Consider the following 20,029-nt stretch of genomic DNA (forward strand, 5'->3'; position numbering starts at 1 on the left):
AACCGGGTGGAACCTTCATTTTCAGCTGGGAGCACCCGTTACACAATCGAATATAACAGAAGGTGAGCAGTTTGTAATTCATAAATCTTATCATGAGGAGGGTCCTCAGCAGTCAGAAGCATGGGACTTGCCAGCTATGATCAATCAAATCAAACTCAGTACGTATATAAATGAGCTAATTCGGTCTGGATTTCAAATTGAAAAAGTAATTGAAGATGTTGTCATCACAGAGGAAAAAGAACCGGGGGAGCCTGCAGTGTGGTATTCCAATCAAAAGGCATCATTCATGCCTGCTGCTTTTATTATAAAATGCAAAAAAAATAAGGGTTTTTCGTAAAACTTAGATTGGCCGGTTTAACTTGGGCAGCAGGAACGATGGTTTTGATTAAAAGGATAGAAGTACTAATTGTTACAACTGACATAAATAAACGGTAGTCTAAAACGTCATTTCCTTGTTTTAGACTACCGTTTTATGCATAAAATCGGTTGGGTTTACAACATATTTTTCCGGAGCTAATTAAGACTTAGCCAAGAAATCGGATAGATTCCTTCGTTTTTCTTGCAAAGGCAACGGGATTATCGATGGACTCCCAGTGAATGTACATCAAACGCGGATTTTCGTTCAGCCAGTGATTATGGAGCGCCGTTACTTTTATTCCGTGTCTTTGCAGATTTCGAATCAGGCGATTTGCTTGATTTTGAAATACCGCCGTTTCACCCAGGCAAAGGGCGCGACCTGACGAGTCCAATGATTCGAACGAGAAAAGTTGATACCGCACTAACGGCGACTTCGTTCTTCTTCCTAAAATGCTTGCGTTAACTCGTCTGGACCGGCTGACAAAGCAAACAGGCCCTGGATCAATCTCATGTTCTCCACCAAGAATTCTCGAGAACTGATCACATAGCCTTTTAAACCGTTGAGTTACTTTTATCTGAGCCATAAGGCACCTCCCTTTTAGGTACGGTGATATCTTATGGAATCAGTTAAAAAATGATTGTATGATTACCTATTACTATCCACCCAATAAGTTCTCAAACTGATTGAAGATAATTCAACAATCGTAAGAACTTTGATTTAATTCTGACTAGCAAACTATCATTCCTTCTTCCACACCTCAAACTCCACATCCATCTCAAATCCGATACGCTGGTAAAACGGCTGCATGGGACCTGTATATACTTTTATCATACCAAGTGACCGCAATCGGTTGAGCGCTTCATAGATTACAATCCGGCCCAGCCCTTTCATTCTGTAATCTACATGAGTTCCCACAGGCTCAAGAATCCCAATCCGGTTCACCTCATCCATAAAAGCATTGCAGAAAGCGACCACCTCGCCCTGCTCATTGACCAGTGACAAATCCAGCTCTGGACGATAGTCTGGTGCTTGACGGATTCCCCCGTATAGTTGCAGCATTTGCTCTGCATGTTCGGTTCCCGGGTAGTTAAAGGCCATAATATGCCCTTGTGCTTTCGCAGGGTCCGGCACCTCTTCTCCGCTTTGAAGCATTAGGCCCGAAGGTATATTTACCGGAAAATCTTTCTCCAGCATGATGGAGATTATATTATCGCTCTCGTTCGGGAGAAGCGCATACCCTCTGCTCCGGGCCATCTCTTGCAGCTGTGTCATCCGCTTGGGCACGGCAAGCTTCACGGCAACCGGAACAGACCTCTCTTCGATGAATCCGAACATCTCACGCAGAAGCTCTTCCTGCGGATTCTCGCTATCCAGCTGGAAATAGAAATCTCCATCTCTGCAGACTACAGCAGCTAGCTCCCCATTGCTGTACTCCCATAGTCTGATATTCTGTTCCCATTCAGGAAGTCCCCCCGCTCTAAGTTGATAGAAAAAAATCTCAAATTCAAAACGGGCAATCGTCCAGCTGCTTGGCCGGTTTAACTTGGAATGGGCTTGAGACAGAAACTGGGTCACCTTTGTCATATCGTCCGAAGTATAGTCTCTATAATGGATGGCCATATGTATACATCTCCCTTATAATCCTCTTCCTTAATTGTAAATGTTTTACTGCTCAAGGCCAATGCCAAGTTCAACTATAAACCATTTTTGACCACCCGTGACATATCCATATTCTAGGAGTACAATGGAAGGAACATTTGTTCTTAGAGGGAGGATATCTGAAGCGGACGCAGGATTACCTTCATATGGAAATACAAGCATAAACTTAGTGATTTAACTTCTTCCAGATACTATAATAAAAGCAATATGTTTCAGTAAGCTACCCGAAAGGATGTTGATGATTACATGAAATTTAGCGAATACCGGTACGAACGGCCTGACGTAGAGAAGCTGAAGACTGGATTTACCGAGCTTCTGAAAGGTTTAAGCGCTGACAGTCTGGATGAGCAGAGAGCTGCTTTCACCGCGATTAATAAGCTTCGTAATGAATTTGGCACTATGGAGACCCTGGTTAACATCAGACACTCGATTAACACGGAAGATGAATTCTACAAGGCGGAACAGGATTACATGGATGAAGTTGGACCGGTGATTCAGGAGTACATAACGGACTACTTCAGAGCTCTCGTGAGCTCTAAGTTCAGAGCGGAATTCGAACAGGAATGGGGCACACAGCTGCTGCAGATTGCTGAAATCTCGCTTAGAACGTTCAGCCCGGACATTATCGAAGACCTGCAGCTGGAGAACAAACTGTCCACTGAATATTCCCAGCTTATCGCATCCGCCAAAATACAGTTCGAAGGAGAAGAACGGACCTTGTCCCAACTCGCCCCATTCGAACTGGCCACTGACCGGGATATGCGCAAGCGTGCATCCGCGGCCAGGTACCAATTCATGGCTGAACACGAGCCTGAATTTGACCGGATATACGACGAACTTGTCCAGGTGCGAACCCGTATGGCCCACAAGCTCGGCTATAGCAGCTTCGTTGAACTCGGCTATGACCGGATGCTGCGTACGGATTACAACGCTGAAATGGTCGCCAATTTCCGCAAGCAGGTGCAGGAGCATATCGTTCCCGCTTCCCGCAAGCTGAAGGAACGCCAGGCTGAGCGCCTGGGTCTTTCGCAGCTGAAATTTTATGATGAAAGTCTAAACTTTAACAACGGCAACGCAACTCCCAAAGGCGATCCCGATTGGATCATCGCTAACGGAGCCAAGATGTACCAAGAATTGTCCCCTGAGACCGATGAGTTTTTCAGCTTTATGTTGGAGAAGGAACTCATGGACCTGGTCAGCAAAAAGGGTAAACAATCTGGCGGATACTGTACCTACCTCAGTGAGTATGAGGCTCCATTTATTTTCTCCAATTTCAACGGAACCTCGGGGGATATCGATGTGCTGACCCATGAAGTCGGTCATGCTTTCCAAGTATACCAGAGCCGGCATATTCAATTGCCTGAGTATGCTTTCCCAACCTATGAAGCTGCGGAGATCCACTCGATGAGTATGGAGTTTTTCGCTTGGCCATGGATGGACCTGTTCTTCAAGGAGGATGCTGACAAGTACCGTTTTAACCATCTGGGCGACAGCCTGCAGTTCATCCCTTATGGGGTTGCCGTAGATGAATTCCAGCATTTCGTCTATGCCAACCCGGAGGCGACACCTGCTGAACGCAAGCTGGCTTGGCGGGAAATAGAGAAGAAGTACCTGCCTCTGCGCGATTATGACGGCAATGATTATCTGGAGCAAGGGGGATTCTGGCATAAGCAGGCTCACATCTTCCGCTCTCCGTTCTACTACATTGACTACACCTTGGCCCAGCTATGCGCTTTTCAGTTCTGGAAACGGTCGAATGAGGATTTCAACTCGGCATGGGCCGACTACCTGCGGCTCTGCAAGGCTGGCGGAAGCCTGTCTTTCCTACAACTGGTCGAGCTGGCCGGACTGAAATCCCCCTTTGAGGACGGCTGTATCAGCTCCGTGATTGGTGATATTGAAGGCTGGTTGAACAACGTTGACGATAAGCAGCTGTAACTGCATTTCAGCTCTATGAACTTTATTGCACAAGCGAAAAAGGAACCCTCTACATCATGTGGGTTCCTTTTTTGTGCCTGCTTTATGACGCGGTCTCCATTATTTTTTTAACTTTTCCGCCGCTTTTCCCTTATTCTCGGCCGCTCTGAATTTCACTATCCGGCTGATCAAATCGAGTGGAAGCGGCTCGTCCAGCGGAAACTGCACAGAACCCTTTGCCCCTTTGTACTGTGCCAGCTCCTCCTGGAAAACCTCAATTCCGCGCGGAGTCGGGTAAAATCCGATATGCTTCTTGAAAGCCGCGAAATGCACCAGATTGCCATGCAAGAAAAAGGTTGGCATCTGGTAGCTTATCTTCTCCACAGCCTCCGGCGCGGACTCATGAATAACCTTTCTTACCACTTCAAGCTTCCCCCGCACTTCAAGTGGCGCTTTGGCAATATAATCGTCTATCGATTCATAGGTGGTTTTAACAGGTTCCATTACCTGCTCCTTCCCGCTTCCCAAGTTTATACGTTGCATATGGAATCTATATGACTCGTCACGACGCTAAGAATCCGCTGCTTGTCCAGCCGCTCAGGATCCAGCATCGCATGCAGAGCCAGTCCGTCAACCAGCGCATACAGCCGTTCAAGTTCATTGTCCTTATCCAGGTCTTGCCTCAGCAGTCCCTGCTCATGCAAATAATCCACAAACTTTTGGATACCGGAGTATACCCCATCGTCTACTTCACCATAGTGCTTCCCCGCATACTTGCGATGAAAGACAAAAGCAAACCATACCTCCATCTCAGCCAGGGTACTGTCATCTACAGGAATCAACTCCATCAGAGCCCTCGTAATCAGCTGTTTGGGCGGGAGATCAAGAGCAAGCAGGGCATTGATTCTGATATCGACCCGGTCCTTAACAAGATTCATGGCAAAAGCAATCAGCTCATGCTGTGTTGAGAAGTAATGACGCAGCGCCCCCAGAGAAACTCCTGCTTCCTGCGCAATATTCCGTACTGTCGCCCCTTTCATCCCCTGATTCATGATGACGCGCCAGGTTGCTTCTGCGATATGCGATTTTCTCTCCGAATGATCTACAATTTTTGGCATGTCCATATTGTAGCACGAGAAAAACATTAAGCGCAATTTAAATAATACATTTGTATTATTTAAATTCAGCTGGTATAATCCAATGTGTTAAATACATTATTTTACACAAGGGGTGGAATATGAATCTGGTTGCCTGGGCGATTGTCGCCTGCGAGGTTTTGTTCTGGGTTGTCATTCTTGCCGGTTTCTCGGCGCGTTATTTATTCAAGCGAAGAAAGCTGGGGCTGTTTTTCCTCGCCTTAACCCCGGTTCTGGACTTCATTCTTCTAGTTATTGCAGGAATTGATCTGTACAACGGTGCTTCTGCCACCACGGCCCATGCTCTTGCAGCCATTTATATTTCCGTATCTATCGTGTTCGGCAAAAGCATGATTCGTTGGGCAGATGAACGCTTCCGCTATTATGTAACTAGGAGAGGACCTGCTCCAGTCAAACGATATGGTATGGACCATGCCAGGCATTACTTCAAAGGCTGGATGAAGCATGTGCTCTCTTTTCTGCTTGGGGCAGGGATTCTCTATGGTCTTATCCTCTGGATCGACGACCCCGCCCGTACAGAAGCATTCCTAAGCATCATTTCCATATGGTCTGTTGTCGTGGGCATTGATCTGATTATCACAAGCTCTTATTTCATTTGGCCAAGGAAAGCCAAGAGCTAAACCTCCAACCGCTTCAACAACCCCAATCTCCGGACACTTACAAAAAAGAACAGACCCCACTTTACATCGCTTAGTGTGGTCTGTTCCTCTGTTTCTCATAGGCTATTCAGCAAAGCTGCGCTCCATCATCCGTCTCAATACCGTAGCAACCTCGGCTCTGGTTGCCGTTCCTTTGGGATCAAAGAGATTACCCGCTTTGCCGCTGATTAAGCCATAGTCTTGAATCGTTGCGACAGCTTCCCTGGCCCAGGCTGAGATCTGACCTTCATCCGCAAAAGCAGAAGAAGTACTCAAATTCCCTACTGGCAGCTTCGAAAACTTCATATAATGATTCAGAATGACCGCCAGTTCTTCCCTCGTAACGGCCCGTTCCGGGTCAAAAGTATTGTTGCCTGTCCCCTGAACGATGCCTTTCGATGCAGCCCAGGCTACATAGGGTGAATAATATTTGTCTGACGCAACATCGGTGAAGGCCGCTCCGATAGACAGCTCCGCGCCGGACATTTTGCCCAGGATGGTGGCAAGCATTCCCCGGGTCACGTTCTGATTCGGTGCAAAGGAGTTACCTCCCACACCCGATAACCAGCCTCTCGCCGCAGTATAATCAATACTGTCCTTCGCCCAGTGATTCAAGCTATCGCTGAACCCCTCAGCATGATAACCAACGGCAAAGGTCGAGAAGTGACGGGTTCTGAACTCAACCGTTTGTGTAGCCTCCCGATATGTGCTGTCTACAGGTACAGCATTTCCACTGCTGTCTATATACCACACTACGACTGCATTAGCGTTCTCTGCCGCTTGTCGTGCATAAGGGACTTGAATCTTAACCAATTCTTCTCCAAAGCTTGTAATGCTGGTTGTCCCGCTGGTGATGGTGAACGCATACGCGGGTCTGCTGCCTACCAGATCCCGGGTATTGCTAGTCCAACCCGTCCCGGTAGCCTGTGCAACACTGAACTTAACCGATTGGCCTGAGGCCGCCTTGCTGATGGCTCCAATAACGTTGCTGTTAAACGTAATAGAAGCAAACCCGGTGCTTAATTTCAGATCAGCCTGTGTGTCAGATGACAGCTTCGCCAAAAACGCGCTGCTGAGCTCCAGCGTTCCTTTTAAGGCTCCCGGTAAAGCTTCTCCGCGAATTTCCACCAACGCTGGTTTCCCTGCTTTCCCGCTTGTCTTCGCATTATCCATCAGTTTCTGGGCAGCTTCATCTGTCAGTGTACCTGTTGCTTCCCCTGTCTCCGTATTCAACTTCATAGCTGCCACAGCTACCGTATCCGTAACGGATGCCCCGGCTTGCGGCGAAGCACTTGGGCTTGGGTGTAAGGTGACCGGTACTGAAGCTGGGGCAGGTGTAGGTGCCGGCATTGCCGATACCACTGGTGATGTCGATACCGCCGGACTTGGAGATGCGGTTGCTCCCGGGTTTGGCGTAACCGGCGCTTCTGGTTCTTCCGGTGTGTACTTACCTTCTGGTATCTCTATGATAGAGACCGTTCCCGATACCTCATTGGCAACCAGCAACAGCGGATAACCTGTCGGGCTATATGCTGCCGCTATGAAATTCTGGCCTTCAGGAGAGACATCCCCGGCAACCTGGTAGACTGGTTTGGTTCCGGATACATCTACCGAGTGCTCCAAATCTCTTGTATTCAAGTAGTCGTAAAAGACAGGACTACTAATGTCGGACAGGTCAAACATCATATTGCCGCCGACCCGCTCCAGTCCAATAAATGCATACGGCGTACCGTCCACAATACCAACCTTGACATCCTCGGGCTCAGGGCCTTTTTTGGCGCTTCTTTTCTCAAAGACAAAGTCGTCATTGGACCAGTTAAAACCCTTTGGAAGCACAGTCGCCGTTATTTTCTCGAAGTCCGCTCCACTGTCGTAGACCAGAGACATATCCTCCGCATTCCAGACCGAGAAGGAACGTGCGCCAAAAAGATAAGTTTTCCCGCTTACAAATCCGGTTCCACCCGTTCCCACTTCATAACCGGAAGTATCAAAAGTGGTTACCTTCATGCTTTTGGTGGCATCACCATCCTGGCCTTTACCCAGCGTAACATCCTTCTCATTGGTATAACCTTTCCAGTCCCGGGAATCCCCTTCATTCGCCGTAATCACATAGGTTTTACCTCCAGTGGCATAGGTGGCAATTCCATCAGGATTGTACATGCCGAGAACATTGGCTTCGGCTTTGATATCGATTTTGCCGTCTCTGCGCATATCCAGCTCGTTGCCGGGAACACTGTGGTCCTTAAAACCTAGCCCCTTTATTCTTATAAAAGCACCCGTCTCCAGATCCAGCGTAGCTAGGGAATTGGCTTCCTGCAAAGAAATAAACGCCTGCTTACTGTCAGCGGACACGGCTATATATTCCGGCTCAAGATCTACAGAAGGGGCAGTCTGCCTTTTGAGAATCACGTTATCCGCTAAAAGCGCATTCCGCGCTTCGCTGCCGTCGAAGCCGGTGAAATCAATCACCTTGGCTGTTTTTGCCTCCAGATTGATAAGTGTTACAGAGCCTTTCGGGTCAACAGCAGGGGAAGCATATCCTTCTCTGGGTTCCCCTTCATCAGCGGATAGCAGATAGTGGTGGTCCGGTGTGAAGGTGACCATATCCGGCTGAACACCTGCTGTATAGTGCGTAAGGTAATTCCCATCATAGTCGAGCAGCAAGACTGCGCCGGATTTCTTATAATCCGCTTCCTGGACAGCAATTGCAATCATGCCCAATTCTGTACTGATATCAATACTGGTAATATCTCCGAAGGTGAAACCGTTAATCATTGAACTGACGTCAATCCGTTTCTCCAGCACAAGCTGGGTTTCCTCTCCTGTCTTCAGAGGCTTCAGGCTGACAATATCAATCTGTTTCTCCTTGCCGTTAACCAGATAGAACTTCTGGTTATCGCTGTTGTATTTTACAATCTCCGCAACTCCGCCTTCCAGATCAGAAAAACCAGTAGAGTAGCTGCCGATTTTATTCATCGTCTTGCCATGCTCCCATACATAGGTAGCGGGTGTCACTGTAGCCGGGTCATACACTGCGCCTGTGGCAGTACGAGGGGATACATCTTGGAAAGAATCGGTTGTATAGATCACGTCCCCTTTTTCAATGGTTGCGGCGGATACAGCATGAACAGGATAGGATGCCGGTAGCGTCATCAGCATGACCGAACCCATGAATACGCTTAAAATCCGTTTTGGATGTTTGATTAACATATGTACCTCCCTAGTTTGTAATCTCTTTAACTTTAAGAGACATATGTAAAATCACGGGTAATACATTGTTAATTATCAATATATTTTATGTTAACAAAACCGTTGGCATTGCTTCCTGCAAGGATAAATGGCAACACAAAAACAGACCGCAACCCCTGAAAGGATACGGTCTGTTTCTTCAAATAGGATTCACTGGAATGAACCAGCGGGATTAATCCAACCCATGTTCTTTCCGGATGCTGTACAATCCCTGCAGCAGCAGTTCCGACGGATCGCGGTTCAACTGAAGATGGATTAAGAGCATATGCAGCGGAATGGCACAGACATTATTGCCTTCGGTTACCGCAGGGAATCCGGCTTCAAACACCGGACCGTGGGTCTCATTCCAGGCCAGTCCTGCGTGAACCTGCTCGGGAGCAAATTCTTCACGTACGGCTGCAATACAATGCGGCACAAGTAGGTTATCGATCATGGCCTTGGCCTCTTCTTCACTGGTTGGCGGCGGTATGAGGGCTTTGCCTCCCTTGACCTTCATCAAGTCGATGAAGAACGAAGCCATCCAAATATTCGGACTGTTGTTCGTCTGGAATCTGTTAATCAGCTCGCGCAGGAAAAACCCGCAAGAATAGACATCCTTCGCCTCGTCCATAACATGAAACACAAATATCGGGCCGTAAGCATCCAGATTCATTACCTGGCCCTGAACCTCATTGAAATGCATCTTCAGCGCAACAATGCCATTATGGTGAACAGCCTTTACAAGCTCAGCCATTTGTTCGTCAGTCATCGTTTGCTCTGTGCCGGTTGATTCTTCGCCTGTTTCTTCGTTGCTCATTGCTTCGTCAGTCGTTGACTTATTGTTCATTTCATATTCACCCCACTTCCTATCATACCATCCCAAGGCTGTAAGCGTCATCTTGTTATGGACAAGACATGTAATAGACAATATTGTAAATAAAAATGTAAATTTATGCTTTACCACACTCATGCATCCAGTGTATTTTCAGACACCATTATAATTACTGTGTGTTACTGGTTGTCTGCTTCCCAGCGCGCCACTTCCTCACGCACCCGGGGAGCCACTTCCGTGCCAAACAACCTGATCGCTTCCATCACCTCGGCATGAGGCATCGAACCATGCGGTACATGCAGCAGAAACCTTGTAACCCCTACATGCTTCCGTAAATGAATGATTTTATCTGCTACTGTCACGGGGTCTCCCACATATAAAGCTCCTTCGAAGCTGCATGCCGCGTCATAATCTGAACGGTGATACGGCGGGAGGCCTTTCTCCACCGCTCTGACATTTGTACGGGCATAGGTGGATGGATAGAACTGTTCCATGGCTTTTTGCGTATTCTCGGCGATAAAACCATGCGCATGGGCCGCAACTGGCAGCCGCAGACTATCATGCCCTGCCCGGACTGCGGCTTCTTTATAAGCCTGGACTTGCGAAGCAAACTGTAAGGGACGGACCGGTCCGATCATCGCCAGCGCAAAAGGCAGCCCGAGTGCACCTGCACGAACCGCAGATTCGGGACTTCCTGCGCTGGCGATCCATATGGGCAAAGGCTGCTGCACCGGACGCGGATAAATCTTCAGATTATGTATGGCGGCTCTATGCTTACCTTCCCAGTTCACGCTCCCGGACTTCTGGAGCTTCATCAGTAAATCGAGCTTCTCCTCGAATAAGGTTTCATAGTCTTTCAGATCACAGCCGAATAAAGGAAAGGACTCTGTAAAAGAACCACGGCCAACCATAATCTCTGCGCGTCCGTTCGATAGACCGTCCAGCGTGGCGAAATCCTGAAAGACACGCACCGGGTCGGCCGACGACAGGATCATCACAGCACTGGTCAACCGGATCCTGGACGTCAGGGATGCGGCTGCTGCCATCACAACTGCAGGTGATGATGCGGCAAAATCCGGACGGTGATGCTCACCCACCCCGTATACATCCAATCCCACCTGATCCGCAAGTACAATCTCATCTACCACTTCACGCAGCCGCTCCGCGTGGCTCATGGTTTCCCCTGTGATCACATCAGGCGTTGTTTCGGCAAAAGTGCTGATTCCAAGTTCCACTTTTTTGTTCCCCCAAGCTATTCTCGAATTATAATCACTATATTGTATATCTTCATGTTTGAATATTCAAAATTTAATTTTCGCCAGACTCCTCCAGTTCCAAACTTTCCCTCCGTTACTCCCTCCATATATTGGTTTGCACCTTCAGCTTAAGTAGACATACAGGCAGCAAAAAAAGCAGAGTGGGCTATGTCGTGAGGACTGCCCACTCTGCTTCTATTATACTTCTGATCAGGTAGCCTTAAGGCTTGGCGACCAACTCGGTTGCCAATTTCTCAGCCCCGTCAAATATGGAGTAGCTGTAGCCCCAGAACTGGTTAAAATCGATCTTATAAATCGCCTTGTTCTTGATGGCTTTCAGACTTTGCAGTGACGGATCAGCGTAAAATGCCTTTAACGTCTGCTCCGGATCTACGCCTCCCGTATACACGGAGAGCAGAAGCACGTCCGGGTTAGTAGCGATCAGCTGCTCTTTACTGATATCTCCGGTAACGGTACCGAAGCTGTTTTTGAGTCCCAGGAGACCTAAGACATCCCCTGCAAAAGTATCCACATTCCCGCTGTAAATGCCGATTGCCCCGTTTCCTCCGTCGTTCACATATGCAAAGGTCTTCTCACCACTCGCTGCAGTATTATCCTTAAGTGTCTGTGCACGCTCCTTCAATTCATTGATATAGGCGGCTGCATTCTCCTGCACATCAAAGATTTGACCGATCTGTTCAATATCCTTGTACAAGCTGTCAAGTGTAGCTCCCTTAACACTGGTGTTCTGCACGAACGTCTTAATGCCTAGTTCGTTCAAACCCTCTACAGTCCCAACGCCCCAATCCGCATCCGCATAGAGGTCACTGCGCCCCAGTACGAGATCAGGACTTGCTCCAACGACGAGCTCTTTACTGGCATATTCCTTGGAGATCACTGGAATCTTCTTGAATTCCTCTTGTACCGCAGGATCACCCGCACCATAAAGGGCAGCCACACCGACCATTTTGTCGGTCAAGCCCAGCTTGATCAGCAGTTCAGCGGCTCCCTGGGTATTGGCTACCACTTTTTCAGGTGCCTTGTCAAAAGTCTGTGATTTGGCCTTCCATTCCGTTCCTTCACCATTATTGGTGTAGTTCTCAATGGTGATCGGGTAGACCGTCTTAGTGCTTGGAGCAGCTTCCTCTGTGCTTGTTGGACTGCTTGCGGGTGCAGCCGATTCCGAAGCTCCATTCGCATTCTTGGTGCCCGATGAACACGCAGCTACCATTACCGCCATTACCAATACCGCCAATAGCGGCACATATCTTTTGAATACATTCTTCATTTCCCTAGTCCCCTTTTCTGTATGTACATTTGTATATCCTGCAGGTTTATTTACCGAGCTGATATCTGGCAGGTAGTACAAACGTAGAATATAGAATATGAGAACCATTGTCAATGATAATAATTCTCATTGACAATGGTTCTCAATATGGCTTATATTTTAAATTAAATATATTCAATAAGGAGCCCTATGAATGCCATGCACACTGAAGTAGCTGCGCAGTTCGAACCCAAAAAATCCATTATCCACACCCGCTATGGCTTTATGACCGTTATTGGCATCCTGGTTATAATTACATTATTGTCAGCAGGCGCGGCCGTCTCCTTTGGACAGGTAGACATTCCTGTGTCCCAATCCTACCGGATCCTGCTCCATCACCTTACAGGTATTCAAATCGGAGATGTACAGGAGCTGACCTCTGGTTCCTTTGTAGATATCATCTGGAAGATCCGCTTCCCCCGCGTCCTGATGGCTATGTTCATCGGAGCCGGACTCACGTTATGCGGTACCATCATGCAGGCGGCTGTTCAGAATCCGCTTGCTGATCCATATATTCTTGGTATTTCTTCCGGCGCTTCTCTCGGCGCAACCTTCGCCATCCTGATCGGCTTTGGTTCCATGGGATTGTTGGGTCAGACCGGGGTTGCCTTCTGGGCCTTCGCCGGTGCGGTCGGCGCTTCCCTTCTGGTCTTGATTCTGGCAAGCGCAGGCGGCAAAATGACCTCCGTCAAGCTCGTCCTGGCCGGCATGGTCATTAATGCGTTATGTACCGCCTTCGCCAATTTCATTGTTTATTTCGCCAATAATGCAGAAGGCATTAAGACCGTTACGTTCTGGACGATGGGCAGTCTGGCTGCGGCAAGCTGGGACAAACTCCCGCTCATCTCGATATCCGTCCTTCTTGCTGTCTTCTTCTTCCTCATGCAATTCCGCGTCCTGAACGCGATGATGCTGGGCGATGAGGCTGCGGTCACCCTGGGCATTCATCTGGGTGCATACCGCAAAGCCTATATGATGATTACTGCGCTGATTACAGGCGTGATGGTAGCAAGCTGCGGCATGATCGGATTCGTTGGACTCATCATCCCCCATTTGGTCAGAGGACTGGTTGGCTCAGATCACCGGAGACTGCTGCCTGCGTCCGTTCTGTTCGGAGCAATCTTCCTGATCTGGACAGATGTGATTGCCCGGACGATTGTACCCAATGTTGAACTCCCCATAGGGATCATCACCGCCTTAATCGGTGCACCGATGTTCATGTACATGCTGATCAAAAAAGGCTACGCGTTTGGAGGGAAAAGTTAATGAACTTGAGCGTTGATCACCTAAGCGTCTCTTTTGCCGATGCGAATATCGTAAAAGATGTATCCCTGAAGGTCAGAAACAAGCAATTTGTCGGGCTCATTGGTCCGAACGGCTGCGGCAAATCCACACTCCTCAAGAGTATTTACAAAGTGATCAAGCCGCGCCAGGGTGATGTATATCTCTCTGAAATGAATGTAATGAAATCAAGCCCCCGGATTGTGGCGCAAAAGCTGGGTGTCGTCGGCCAGTTCAACGAGCTCAGCTTTGACTTCACCGTGCGTGAAATGGTGGCAATGGGCAGAACCCCGCATAAAGGAATGCTGGAAACCGATAACCAAGAGGATTTCAACATTGTCTCAGGCGCTCTGCGCAAGGTCAATCTGGAAGGCCATGCAGGCCGCAGCTATAATTCACTATCCGGTGGCGAGAAACAGCGTGTCATCCTCGCCCGTGTTCTGGCCCAGCAGCCGGAATTCATGATTCTGGATGAGCCGACCAACCATCTCGATATTAAATACCAGCTGCAAATTCTGAATATCGTTAAAAAGCTCGACATCGGCATTCTCGCCGCGCTCCATGACCTTACCCTTGCAGCGGAATACTGCGATTATCTGTATGTCATGAAGAAGGGCCAAGTGGCCGCCTGCGGGAAGCCGGAGGATATATTGACGAAGGAATTAATCGGCCAGGTCTTTGATGTGGCCTGCGAAACTTACCGCAACCCTGTAACCGGGGCGCTTGGCATTGCTTATCTGGAGACACGGTAGTTGAAACAACCTTCTCAGCCCTTCAGCTTCCCAATCAGGAGCGGGAAGGGCTTATTCGTGTTTTGGGACAACCCCATCAGCATTAGAGCTGAATCTCCGTCTTAAATACAATAAGCGCTCTTCCCCCCAACTTCACCAGTGAAGGTTCTCCATGCTCCATTTCTACAGTTACACTAACAATGCCGCTCCGTCCGGTCGCTGACCCCTGTTCCCCCCGGAAAGAAAAGGAGGCACCATTGTGCTCAACCAATCCATGTTTGACCAGATATGCCCCAAGCGGACCATGGGCGTTACCTGTTACCGGATCCTCGTCGACCCCAACAGCGGGAGCAAACATTCTCCCATGCGTCAATATGCCGTCCATTTCTGAATCCAGAGTGAACACAAAATATCCGTTGGAGCCCATCCTGCCGCTCAGTTCAGTAAGTGCACGCATATCCGGCTGCAAATGGTCCAAGGTCTTTCTGCTTTTGATTGCAACCATCACTTTGGAATGTCCCGTGGATACGATCTGCAACGGACACCTTGGGTCCATATCCTCTTCCCGCAAACCTAAGGCTTTCATTAACTGTTCACGGTCACCGTTTGTAAAAGGCCCCGAGAACTCAATGCTGCCTTGCGTCATAATGACAGAATAATCATTGTCTTCCTTGATAATCTCAACCGGTAACACTCCGATAGCAATCTTGTGTATGACCATGCCAGACTCCAGTTTCTTCTCCTTAGCCCGGACGTAATGAGCTGCAACGGTCGCATGTCCGCATACCGGAACTTCGATTCGAGGTGTAAAATAACGGATCCGCACCTCATGATCCGGCCCGTCCGGCGCCATTACAAAAGCGGTTTCTGAATTGTTCAGCTCCCGGGCGATTTTTAGCATCTCCTGCTCCGAAAGTCCATCCGCGTCCAATACTACTCCCGCCGGATTACCTTTGAAAAGTTCAGTGGTAAACGAGTCTACTTGATATAGGTTGTAAGTTCTCAACTTTATCAGCCCCATTTCTGAAATATGGTAACAAAAAAAGAAACGGCATTTCTGCCGTTTCTCCAGTGATGGACTCTCAGGGGCTCGAACCCTGGACAAATAGATTAAGAGTCTACTGCTCTACCAACTGAGCTAAGAGTCCTCATTATTGGTCGAATCATATCGCCTTCAGGTAACCCGGGGAAGACTTGAATAATTCTCTCGTATAAAAGATTATATCACTTTCGTAAAAATAATACAAGGTTTTTTTCAAGAAATATCTTCTTTATTCGACAGAACGGTTGTATCTTATGCTCTAAAAACACCTACATAACTGAAGGGCCCTTCAAGTTAGTCACCTAGAAATCATAAAGGAGTTGGTTATTTTGGCTTATTACGGCATTGACAAAGAATCTTACCCTGGAATAACGGCTATGAAGAATTTTTATAATAGTGGTCTATTCTCATATACTGGATTTTATTTGCCAGGAACCCCCTTTCACTCCGACACTAGCTTTAACGCTCAGGCAAGAGCAGATATAGCTTCCATCGGCTATGGATTCATGATTTATTATGTAGGACGACAAACATCATCGGCAGCTACTTTGAAAACAAGAAGTCAAGGTGCCGCAGATGCTGCTTCTGCAATAGCCAAAGCAAAAGCTTGTGGGTTCACAAGAGGTATCATCTATCTAGATATTGAGGGCGATGTGAAAGGCGATACTGCAATGCTGGAGTATGCCGCAGGCTTTATGGTTGCTTTTCAAGACACGGCATTCCAAGGTGGAATTTATTGTTCTACTACTTCTGCAAATTATCTCAATAGCGTGCCTTATGTTACACGTTTTATCGTGGCTCGTTACGATTCCAGCTTGAATAACACCTATTCAGGAATTACTCCAGCGAATAGCGGTATCAGCTTTGCTTCCACTTGGCAATATGCTGGTAATGTGACTAAAACGTTTAATGGGAGTACTTTAAAAGTTGATCTCAACGTCTCTGACTATCGCAATCCTTCAGAAACTTAAAAATAAAAAGCCCCCTAAATTAGCGGGGCTTTTTATTTTTACATTACGGTTTCGTGACTCGCTCACAACCTCCAAGATCACATTCTGAGAATTTAGAATTATCCTTTAGATTATAATATTGGTCTTTATTGAAGTAATAAATAGTTGCCAGTTCCGTTCCCTGAAAATGTTCATTACCCAATACCCACGGCTCAATGTATACGATGTATGTCTCTCCTTTATTTAGACGAGCTAATTGTTCTGAGTTGATCTGGCTGGACACTTTGCTGTCATTCCTCACTTTTATAGTCGAAATAACATCAAGATTGTCTGTTGCTGGCTCTGTAATTGGATCTGTGGCTGTAATAATAGCCGTATGTGGTTTGAAATCTAAACTTATCAAAAAGTTATTTTCTACTGTATATGAGACCAGTTCCCCCTCAAATGGATGTATATGTGTACCCGCCGGTTGCCATATGTTATCATCAATTCCTGTTATCGTTTCGGAAGAAGTGGTTTCGTTCCCATTATCATTTGAAGATGCGTCATTCTCCTTATTCGATATTTCAGAATGTGTGGTTATAGGTTTGGCTCCGCCAGCTTTTGTTGAACAAGCAGTGACGATTAGTAGAAGCAGCAGTATAAGAAAATAAATGATCACTTTACCTTTCTTCATTATTTACTCCTTTCATATTTTCTTGCCAGAGGCAGATAAATTGTTATTTATTTCATAAATTATATTATTAAATCCATAAAATCTCAAGGCTCACAGAACCGAACGCAAAAACCTGCCCGTATGAGAGGCCTCCACTTCAGCCACTTGCTCCGGTGTGCCTTCGGCAACAACATACCCGCCGTCATGGCCGCCTTCAGGGCCCATATCAATGATATAATCTGCAGACTTCATCACATCCAGATGATGTTCAACAACGATAACGGTATGCCCATTATCCACCAGCTTGCCCAGAGACAGCAGCAGCTTTTGAATATCCGACAGATGCAGCCCTGTGGTAGGCTCGTCAAGGATATACAGATTGCGGGCGCCCCGCTTAATTTTGGACAGCTCATACACCAGCTTGACACGCTGCGCTTCTCCGCCGGACAAGGTCGTCGAGCTTTGACCTAACCGCATATAGCCAAGTCCGAGCTCATCCATAATCTCCAGCTTATGCTTCAGGTATTTGTGACCGCTGAAGAATTCACGGGCTTCCTCCACCGTCATCTCCAGGACATCGGCTATGCTTTTACCATGGACCTTAATCTCAAGCCCCTCTTCCGAGAACCGCTGCCCCTTGCACACCGGACAGATGGTCTCAATATCAGCCATGAACTGCAGATTGGTAACGATCACACCGTCTCCGGCGCATTGCTCACAACGGGTTCCGCCTGCATGGGTCAGACTAAAGTCAATTGGCTGGTATCCCCTGTCCACCGCCTCCGGCTGCATAGCAAAGAGATCCCGGATTTTATCATAGATGCCGATGTATGTAGCCGGGTTCGATTTGCTGTTTCTTCCGATAGGGGTCTGGTCAATGTTAATGACATTGTTCAGCAGATCCGCACCGAACAGAAAATCATGCTCACCCGCCACAATCCGCGCTGCAGTCTTGTCGATCTTCAGTTGTTTGAACAGAATCTCGTTAATCAGCGAGCTTTTCCCTGAACCGGACACTCCGGTAACACAGATGAACACACCCAGTGGGATATCCAGATCGATGTTCTTCAGGTTATTCTCCCGGGCACCTTGAATGCTGAGGAAATCATCTCCCAGGCTTCTGCGCTTCCCGGGGACGGGAATGCAGGCTTTTCCCGATAGATATCGGCCTGTCACGGACTGGGGCTCATTCATAATATCTTCGATGGTCCCGCAAGCCACGACCTGGCCGCCATGAATTCCCGGACCGGGGCCGATCTCGATAATATGATCCGCACTTTGTATGGTATCCATATCATGCTCAACCACAATTACGGTGTTGCCGATATCCCGCAGCTTCTTCATAGTGTCAATGACGCGGCTGGAATCGCGGGGGTGCAGGCCTATGCTTGGCTCGTCCATAACGTATAGCATCCCCATCAGCTCACTGCTGATCTGGGTCGACATTTTGATCCGCTGCATCTCGCCGCCCGAAATACTGTCGCTTCTCCGGCTAAGGCTGATATAGTGCAGTCCGATATCAATTAGCAGGGACACCCTGGTGCGGATCTCGTGAATGATCGAGGTGGCCACATCCTGAATCTCTGCTCCAAACGTCAGAGCTTCCAGCGAATGAAGCAGCTCCGGCAGCTGCTTGCGGCTTAACTGGTCTATATTCTCATCGCCAAGGGTAACCTGGAGGCGCTGCTGTTTGAGCCTTGCTCCATGGCATTCCGGGCAAATCTTCTCGATCATACAATCCTTAATAAATGTCGGTTCGAAGGCTTCCGAGGTAGAACTTTTCCGTATGTAATGCTTGTACCAGCTCTCCATTTCATGGACGAACCCCCAGAAAGGCCGGTCCCGCCCGATCATCCAGTTCTTCTTCGTAGAATTAGGGGGCTGGAGCATAGGGAGCACCTCGCCTTTAGTCCCGTAGAAGAGAAGATCATGAATTTCCTTCGGTAGATCGCAGAAAGGGGTGTCGAGACTGAATTGATATTTCTGGGACAAGCTGTACATCAGCACAGAACGGTAGCTGTCCTTGCCTGCAGGGCTGAAAACCGTACTTTTCAGAGCTCCCTTGTTGATGCTTTTCTCCGGTGCCACTACCAGAAAACGGGGCTCTACCACATAGGACATCCCTACCCCAAGGCAGGTATGACAGGCGCTTACGGGTGTGTTGAAGGAGAAATGGAAAGGCTGCATGTCGCACAGGAAGAAATGATGCTCCGGACAACCGAAGTCCTGATAGAAGGACGGGTCTACCCCTCCCGGAACCACCACTTTGATCATAATATCCTCTTCGAGGGCCAACATCGCTGCTTCGATGGATTTGGTCAGTTGAATATAGGTGTCTTTCTTCAGCTGAAAGCGGTCAATGACCATTTCTATATGGTATTCCTGTGCTTCGTCCAGTTCTCTTTTTTCCGCCAGTGAAAATGGCTCGCCATCCACCAGCAGGTTCTTATAACCCTTATCCCGGAGCTGCTGAAAAGTAAAGCTATATTCCTCTCCGTATACTTTATAGACGGGAGCCCGCAGCTCAACTACTGTTCCGATGGGCAGGGAGGAAATACGTTCAGCGATCTGGGCAGCAGACAGCTGTTTCAGGGAATGTCCGCATTCCGGACATTTGCCAACACCTGCCGTGGAATACAGCAGACGCAGATAGTCGTTAATATCCGTAACGGTGCCTACGGTTGAACGCGGATTGGTATTGCTTTTCTTCTGTTCAATTGCGATGACCGGGGACAGGCCACGTACATAGTCGACTTTTGCTTTTTTGAGCTGGCTGATCCGGCTCTTGGCGAACGTGGAGATGGAATCGAGAAACCGACGTTGGCCCTCCCCGTAAATGACGTCAAAAGCAAGCGAGGACTTCCCCGAACCGGACACGCCGGTGATCACCGTTAACTGGTCCCGCGGGATTTCAACGGAGATGTTCTTCAGGTTGTTCTGTTTGGCCCCGGATATCTCGATAGTTGTTCGAATGGGCATGATGAAGCTCCTTTCGCAC

General features: G+C 48.1%; 17 protein-coding genes and 1 tRNA gene. 6 read left to right on the forward strand and 12 right to left on the reverse strand.

Translation table 11 applies throughout. From position 1 onward, the window contains the following. The first annotated feature begins 136 nt into the window (after positions 1 to 136). Positions 137 to 337: a hypothetical protein gene (locus tag ACAN54_RS11065; protein WP_379153969.1), complete on the forward strand. Its 201-nt coding sequence runs from the start codon at positions 137 to 139 to the stop codon at positions 335 to 337. Positions 338 to 524: 187 nt separating this feature from the next. Here the strand turns inward: ACAN54_RS11065 and ACAN54_RS11070 are convergent, their stop codons facing one another. Continuing rightward, a complete protein-coding gene (locus tag ACAN54_RS11070) occupies positions 525 to 941 on the reverse strand; it encodes a DUF1259 domain-containing protein (protein WP_379153971.1) in 417 nt (138 codons plus the stop codon). A 155-nt stretch (positions 942 to 1,096) separates the two neighbouring features. Continuing rightward, positions 1,097 to 1,978: a GNAT family N-acetyltransferase gene (locus ACAN54_RS11075; protein ID WP_379153973.1), complete on the reverse strand. Its 882-nt coding sequence runs from the start codon at positions 1,976 to 1,978 to the stop codon at positions 1,097 to 1,099. Positions 1,979 to 2,263: 285 nt separating this feature from the next. Here ACAN54_RS11075 and ACAN54_RS11080 point away from each other — a divergent pair, with 285 nt between their 5' ends. Next, positions 2,264 to 3,955 (forward strand): M3 family oligoendopeptidase, encoded by a 1,692-nt coding sequence (locus ACAN54_RS11080; RefSeq protein WP_379153975.1) that lies wholly within the window; start codon positions 2,264 to 2,266, stop codon positions 3,953 to 3,955. A gap of 99 nt (positions 3,956 to 4,054) precedes the next feature. On the opposite strand, the gene ACAN54_RS11085 is transcribed toward ACAN54_RS11080, so the two are convergent. Both ACAN54_RS11085 and ACAN54_RS11090 read right to left on the reverse strand, forming a co-directional pair. After that, on the reverse strand, positions 4,055 to 4,438 hold the full coding sequence (locus ACAN54_RS11085; RefSeq protein ID WP_379153977.1) for an iron chaperone: 384 nt from the start codon (positions 4,436 to 4,438) through the stop codon (positions 4,055 to 4,057). 26 nt (positions 4,439 to 4,464) lie between these two features. Continuing rightward, positions 4,465 to 5,052 carry a TetR/AcrR family transcriptional regulator gene (locus ACAN54_RS11090; protein WP_379154225.1) on the reverse strand — a complete coding sequence of 196 codons (588 nt, stop codon included), beginning with the start codon at positions 5,050 to 5,052 and terminating at the stop codon, positions 4,465 to 4,467. A gap of 119 nt (positions 5,053 to 5,171) precedes the next feature. Between ACAN54_RS11090 and ACAN54_RS11095 the strand changes: the two genes are divergently transcribed. Next, positions 5,172 to 5,711, forward strand: a complete 540-nt coding sequence (locus ACAN54_RS11095; protein WP_379153979.1) for a hypothetical protein — start codon at positions 5,172 to 5,174, stop codon at positions 5,709 to 5,711. Positions 5,712 to 5,813: 102 nt separating this feature from the next. On the opposite strand, the gene ACAN54_RS11100 is transcribed toward ACAN54_RS11095, so the two are convergent. The 4 genes from ACAN54_RS11100 to ACAN54_RS11115 all read right to left on the reverse strand — a co-directional run bounded on the left by ACAN54_RS11100 (position 5,814) and on the right by ACAN54_RS11115 (position 12,333). Continuing rightward, complete coding sequence (locus ACAN54_RS11100) at positions 5,814 to 8,939, reverse strand: choice-of-anchor I family protein (protein WP_379153981.1); 3,126 nt, start codon at positions 8,937 to 8,939, stop codon at positions 5,814 to 5,816. A 211-nt stretch (positions 8,940 to 9,150) separates the two neighbouring features. Continuing rightward, a complete protein-coding gene (locus tag ACAN54_RS11105) occupies positions 9,151 to 9,804 on the reverse strand; it encodes a hypothetical protein (RefSeq protein WP_379153983.1) in 654 nt (217 codons plus the stop codon). 164 nt (positions 9,805 to 9,968) lie between these two features. Then, positions 9,969 to 11,024 carry an LLM class flavin-dependent oxidoreductase gene (locus ACAN54_RS11110; protein ID WP_379153985.1) on the reverse strand — a complete coding sequence of 352 codons (1,056 nt, stop codon included), beginning with the start codon at positions 11,022 to 11,024 and terminating at the stop codon, positions 9,969 to 9,971. Between the two features lie 241 nt (positions 11,025 to 11,265). Then, positions 11,266 to 12,333 carry an ABC transporter substrate-binding protein gene (locus ACAN54_RS11115; protein WP_379153987.1) on the reverse strand — a complete coding sequence of 356 codons (1,068 nt, stop codon included), beginning with the start codon at positions 12,331 to 12,333 and terminating at the stop codon, positions 11,266 to 11,268. A 264-nt stretch (positions 12,334 to 12,597) separates the two neighbouring features. On the opposite strand from ACAN54_RS11115, the gene ACAN54_RS11120 reads away from it, so the two are divergent. Continuing rightward, positions 12,598 to 13,638, forward strand: a complete 1,041-nt coding sequence (locus ACAN54_RS11120; RefSeq protein WP_379154227.1) for a FecCD family ABC transporter permease — start codon at positions 12,598 to 12,600, stop codon at positions 13,636 to 13,638. After that, positions 13,638 to 14,405, forward strand: a complete 768-nt coding sequence (locus ACAN54_RS11125; RefSeq protein WP_379153989.1) for an ABC transporter ATP-binding protein — start codon at positions 13,638 to 13,640, stop codon at positions 14,403 to 14,405. The genes ACAN54_RS11120 and ACAN54_RS11125 overlap by 1 nt, the downstream gene beginning before the upstream one ends. Positions 14,406 to 14,487: 82 nt before the next feature. Here the strand turns inward: ACAN54_RS11125 and ACAN54_RS11130 are convergent, their stop codons facing one another. Continuing rightward, positions 14,488 to 15,390: a PhzF family isomerase gene (locus ACAN54_RS11130; RefSeq protein ID WP_379153991.1), complete on the reverse strand. Its 903-nt coding sequence runs from the start codon at positions 15,388 to 15,390 to the stop codon at positions 14,488 to 14,490. A gap of 69 nt (positions 15,391 to 15,459) precedes the next feature. Beyond that, a tRNA-Lys gene (locus ACAN54_RS11135) sits at positions 15,460 to 15,532 on the reverse strand. A 223-nt stretch (positions 15,533 to 15,755) separates the two neighbouring features. Here ACAN54_RS11135 and ACAN54_RS11140 point away from each other — a divergent pair. Then, positions 15,756 to 16,397 (forward strand): glycoside hydrolase domain-containing protein, encoded by a 642-nt coding sequence (locus tag ACAN54_RS11140; protein WP_379153994.1) that lies wholly within the window; start codon positions 15,756 to 15,758, stop codon positions 16,395 to 16,397. Between the two features lie 43 nt (positions 16,398 to 16,440). On the opposite strand, the gene ACAN54_RS11145 is transcribed toward ACAN54_RS11140, so the two are convergent. Beyond that, positions 16,441 to 17,052 carry a hypothetical protein gene (locus tag ACAN54_RS11145; protein WP_379153996.1) on the reverse strand — a complete coding sequence of 204 codons (612 nt, stop codon included), beginning with the start codon at positions 17,050 to 17,052 and terminating at the stop codon, positions 16,441 to 16,443. A 90-nt stretch (positions 17,053 to 17,142) separates the two neighbouring features. Further along, positions 17,143 to 20,010, reverse strand: a complete 2,868-nt coding sequence (uvrA, locus tag ACAN54_RS11150) for an excinuclease ABC subunit UvrA (protein ID WP_379153998.1) — start codon at positions 20,008 to 20,010, stop codon at positions 17,143 to 17,145. Positions 20,011 to 20,029: the final 19 nt, after the last annotated feature.

This window comes from Paenibacillus diazotrophicus (assembly GCF_042610465.1).